Source organism: Allobosea sp. 05T422_2 (genome assembly GCF_056396265.1).
On sequence record NZ_JBFTLD010000531.1, the window covers coordinates 1 to 1057 of the forward strand.

Here is a 1057-nt window from a genome sequence, read left to right on the forward strand (position 1 = left end):
TTGCCGTGATGTTCCCGCAGGATGCGATCATCGGCGAAGAGGGTGGCGGCGAAGCCTCGGACGCGGTCTGGATCATCGACCCGATCGACGGCACCTCGAATTTCGCCCGCGGCGACCGCAACTGGTGCATCTCGATCGGTTTTCTGCTGAACGGCGTTCCCGAAATCGGCATTCTCTCTGCGCCGGCGCTGGGCGAGATCTATGTCGGACGCAAGGGGCAAGGCGCGACCCTGAATGGCGAGGCGATCAAKGTGTCGGGGCAGACCGATATCAAGCGCGCCTATGTCGAACTGGGCTGGTCGACGCGCATCCCGGCCGAACGCTATGTCGCGATGATCGGGCGTGGCTACGCCGCAGGCGCCTCGGTGAAGCGCGGTGGCTCCGGCGCGCTCGGCCTGGCCCATGTCGCGAATGGCCGGACGGAGGCCTATGCCGAACTCCACATCAACGCATGGGATGTTGCGGCCGGTGTCGTGATCGCAGCCGAAGCCGGCGCCTATGTCAGCGATTTCTTCAGCGGGGACGGTATTGCCAAAGGCAACCCGATCCTGTGCTGCAYGCCGGGGCTTCGCCGCGAACTCGAACAGGTCACGCAGATCGGGAGCCGGCAGGCGAACGATTGATCTTTGCCGGCAACACGTCACTATCAAGCCAATAACAAGACCAAGAACGACACGTAACGGGAGGATGACATGCAGGGATTTCAATGGCTCCGGACCGGGGTCCTGGCAGCGCTGGCCAGCGGGGCTGCTTTTGCGGCGGCCCCCGCACAGGCCCAGGGTGCACTCGTCATGTATTGCGGCGTCCAGGAGGAATGGTGCCGCGCCATGTCGACCGCGTTCGAGCGCGATACGGGGATCAAGGTCGCGATGACCCGCAAATCGGCGGGCGAGATCTATGCCCAGCTCAAGGCGGAATCGGCCAATCCGCGCGGCGATATCTGGTGGGGTGGCACGGGTGACCCCCATCTCCAGGCTGCCGAGGAAGGGCTGACCCTCGAATATGAATCGCCGGTCAACAAGGACCTTCACGACTGGGCGCTGTCGCAGTGGAAGGC

2 protein-coding genes are annotated in these 1057 nt (G+C 64.1%); both read left to right on the plus strand.

Translation table 11 applies throughout. The annotated features are described in order from the left end of the window. The coding region (locus AC1DJT_RS36880) for an inositol monophosphatase family protein (RefSeq protein WP_476836082.1) at window positions 1–623 on the plus strand (623 nt) is incomplete at its 5' end. A gap of 69 nt (window positions 624–692) precedes the next feature. Further along, window positions 693–1057 (plus strand): substrate-binding domain-containing protein (locus AC1DJT_RS36885; RefSeq protein WP_476836083.1); only part of this gene is annotated, 365 nt, incomplete at its 3' end.